Consider the following 3,295-nt stretch of genomic DNA (forward strand, 5'->3'; position numbering starts at 1 on the left):
TCGTCACCAATAACCATGTGGTGGAAGGCGCGGACCAGATCGAGGTGATCCTTGCGGATGGCACCACGGCCTCCGCCACGCTGGTGGGAGCGGATGCGTATAATGATCTGGCCGTGCTACGGATCCGGGTACCCCGAGAGAAATTGATCCCGGTGATGCTGGGGGATTCCTCGCGATTGCAAGTGGGGCAATGGGTGATCGCGATCGGGAATCCCTTCGGCCTGGACCGCACCATGACGGTAGGCGTGATCAGCGCCCTGGGTCGGACCTTGGAGCTCTCCGATCGGCCGTTGGGGGAGGTGATCCAGACCGACGCGGCCATCAACCCGGGCAACTCGGGGGGGCCGCTGCTGGATCTGGATGGGCGGGTGATCGGGATCAACACGGCAATCCGTTCTCCCAGCGGCGGTTCCATCGGCATCGGCTTCGCCATCCCGGTGAACACGATCAAGCGGGTGGTTCCGGAGCTGATCGCCCGGGGACGTTATCCTCATCCCTGGCTGGGCGCTTCCTTCTTTGAGATCACTCCCGCCTTTGCCCAGGCCTTCCGCCTGCCGGCGGATCACGGCCTCCTCACCGTTCAGGTGGTGCCCGGCAGCCCGGCCGATCAGGCAGGGTTGCGGGGGGCATCCCAGCGGGTGCGCACCCGCTTCGGCGATGTGTTCCTGGGAGGGGACATCCTCACGGCGATCGATGATCGGCCGCTGCGTCGGGTGGATGAGCTCGTGATCTATCTGGAGAATTACAAACGTGTCGGGGAGACGGTGACCCTCTCGATCATACGCGATGGCCGCCCCATGACGCTCCGGGTGACCCTGGGGGAGCGGCCGCCCGGATGACATGATCGGACCGTCAGACTGGAGCGGTGCGGCCCGGAGCCTCCATGGGAAGCCAGCGGTGTCGCGGCCGATGCTCCAAACCCTCAACCCCCGATCCAGGAGGTGAGGGCGATGATGGAAATCCAGGTCAGCTCAGTCGAGGTGGTGGATGAGGATGAGCCCCGGTATCGGATCGGGACGGTGGCGGCCATGGTGCGGCTGCATCCGCAAACCATTCGCTACTATGAATCGATCGGCCTGATCTCCCCCCGGCGGGTCCGTCGGATGCGCCTGTATTCTGAGCGGGATGTAGCTCGTCTGCGCCAGATCGTAGAGCTGACCCAGCTGGGCGTGAACCTGGCCGGGGTGGAGATCATCCTCCGCCTGCGCGAGCAGATCGCCGCCCTCCAGGCGGAGATTGAACGGCTGCGGGCGCTCCTTGGGGCCGAGCCCTCCCCGTCTTCAGAGCCTGAACAGCGCTTCATCCAGTGAGGCCTTTCGATTTCGCATGGATGTCCGGGGCTCCCGGGAATCTGACTTCCAGGAGGTCTCCATGGCCCTGCGGATCGTGAGCGATAACCGGCCCGTGGAGCTGGACGCGCCGCTGGCTCAAAATCTGGTGAAAGAGGAGATCCGCCGCTACGAAAACGGACCCTATCGGGCCCTCACGCTTTATCTCTGGTTCCAGACCCGGGAGCGGCGGGCGATCATCCGTCTGACGGATCGGGTGCGGCAGGCAGTCCGCGAGAGCGGGATCCGCGAAGGCTTCGCGCTGGTCAGCGCCATGCATATCACGGCAGCCGTTTACGTGAACGACCATGAAGAGGGCATCATGCAGGATATGATGGAACTGCTGGACCGTCTGGCCCCCTTCCGTCCGGATTACCACCATCACCGCACGGGGGAGGACAACGCAGATGCCCATCTGAAGAGCCTGCTCCTCCATCATGAGGTGATCGTTCCGGTTACGAATGGGGATCTGGATCTGGGGCCCTGGCAGGAGATCTTTTACGCGGAGTTCGACGGCCAGCGCCGCAAGCGGGTCCTGGTGAAGATCGTGGGGGTGATGTAGCGAGAGCCTTTATTGATTCACTCCTGCACTGGGAGCACCGGGATATGCACATCGGTATCTGTTTGCCCAATTATGGACCAGCCTCATCACCGGAGGCCATCCGCGCGGTGGCCCAGGCCGCGGAGGGTCTGGGGTTCGATTCCCTTTGGACCACGGATCACATCCTGGTCCCGGAGGCCCATTACGAGCCCTACGGCCGTATCTTCGAGACCTGGACGACCCTGGCCTACCTCGCCGGGCAGACCCAACGCGTCCGGCTGGGGACCTCCATCCTGCTGCTGGGGCTGCGCAACCCGGTGCTGGTGGCCAAGCAGGCGGCCACGCTGGATCAGCTCTCCGGCGGCCGGCTGATCCTGGGCATCGGGGCCGGCTGGCTGGCCCAAGAGTTCGAGAACCTGGGCGTCTCCTTCCGGCGTCGCATCCGCTTCCTGGAGGAGGGCATCGCGCTGATGCGGACCCTGTGGGCCAGCCCGCGCCCCCGCTTCCACGGCCGCTTCTTCCACATTGAAGACGCCGTCTTCGAGCCGCTGCCCCTCCAGCCCGGCGGGCCGCCCATCTGGATCGGCGGCAACACCGAGGCCGCGGTGCGACGGGCTGCTCGCCTGGGGGACGCATGGCACCCCGTGGGCCTAGACCCGGAGACCCTGCGGGAACGGATTGCCCGGCTGCGGGAATGGGCCGGCGGGCGCCCCATCCCGGTGATCTGCCGCATGTATGTGGCCCTGGATTCCACCCTTCCGCCCATCTACACCTCCCCCACCGGGGAGCGGCGGATGCGGCTGACTGGATCCCCCGAACAGATCCTAGAAGGGTTGCAGGCCCTCCGGGCGGCCGGAGCCGAGGGGGTGATCCTCACCTTCGAGGCCCCCTCCGCCGCGGCGCAAATCGAACAGATGCAGCGGCTGGCCACGTTACGACGCGATCTCCCGTAAAGCCTCCGGCTCAGAGGGAGGATGGAATGTGGGGAGCACCCATTGGGGATGGGATCTGGCTCCGGCTGCTGGAGCGGCATCACGCGGAGCCCCTGTTCGCGCTCACGGATCGCAATCGAGATCATCTGCGGCCATGGCTGCCGTGGGTGAACCAGGTCCGGGAGGCGCGGGACAGCCTCGCGTTCATCGAAAACAGCCTGGAACGGTTTGCGCGGGGGGACGGTTATGAGTTGGGCATCTGGCTGGAGGCAAACCTGATCGGGGTCGTAGGCGTCCGGATCGATCAGGGAGATGGCTCCGCTTCGATCGGCTACTGGCTGGATGCCGGCCATCAGGGCCGGGGGATCATAACCCGGGCGGTGGCGACAGTGCTGGACGATCTGTTCCTCACCCGCCGGCTGCACCGCGTGGAGATCCGGGTGGCCCCGGAGAACCATCGCAGCCGGGCCATCCCGGAGCGCCTGGGCTTTCGA

The 3,295-nt window shown here is 65.6% G+C and carries 5 protein-coding genes; all 5 read left to right on the forward strand.

From position 1 onward, the window contains the following. Positions 1 to 839, forward strand: an 839-nt coding sequence (locus VAE54_RS12025) for a S1C family serine protease (protein ID WP_322802211.1), incomplete at its 5' end; no start/stop codon positions are given. A 111-nt stretch (positions 840 to 950) separates the two neighbouring features. Beyond that, the gene (locus VAE54_RS12030) at positions 951 to 1,310 is read left to right on the forward strand and encodes a MerR family transcriptional regulator (protein WP_322802212.1); all 360 of its coding nucleotides are present in this window, start codon (positions 951 to 953) and stop codon (positions 1,308 to 1,310) included. 61 nt (positions 1,311 to 1,371) lie between these two features. After that, positions 1,372 to 1,890 carry a secondary thiamine-phosphate synthase enzyme YjbQ gene (locus VAE54_RS12035; RefSeq protein WP_322802213.1) on the forward strand — a complete coding sequence of 173 codons (519 nt, stop codon included), beginning with the start codon at positions 1,372 to 1,374 and terminating at the stop codon, positions 1,888 to 1,890. Between the two features lie 44 nt (positions 1,891 to 1,934). Next, entirely contained in the window at positions 1,935 to 2,822 is an 888-nt protein-coding gene (locus VAE54_RS12040) for an LLM class F420-dependent oxidoreductase (protein WP_322802214.1), read from the forward strand. Positions 2,823 to 2,848: 26 nt separating this feature from the next. Continuing rightward, on the forward strand, positions 2,849 to 3,295 hold a 447-nt coding region (locus VAE54_RS12045; RefSeq protein ID WP_322802215.1), incomplete at its 3' end, for a GNAT family N-acetyltransferase.

The organism is Thermoflexus sp., assembly GCF_034432235.1.
In the GTDB taxonomy this organism is placed as follows: Bacteria; Chloroflexota; Anaerolineae; order Thermoflexales; family Thermoflexaceae; genus Thermoflexus.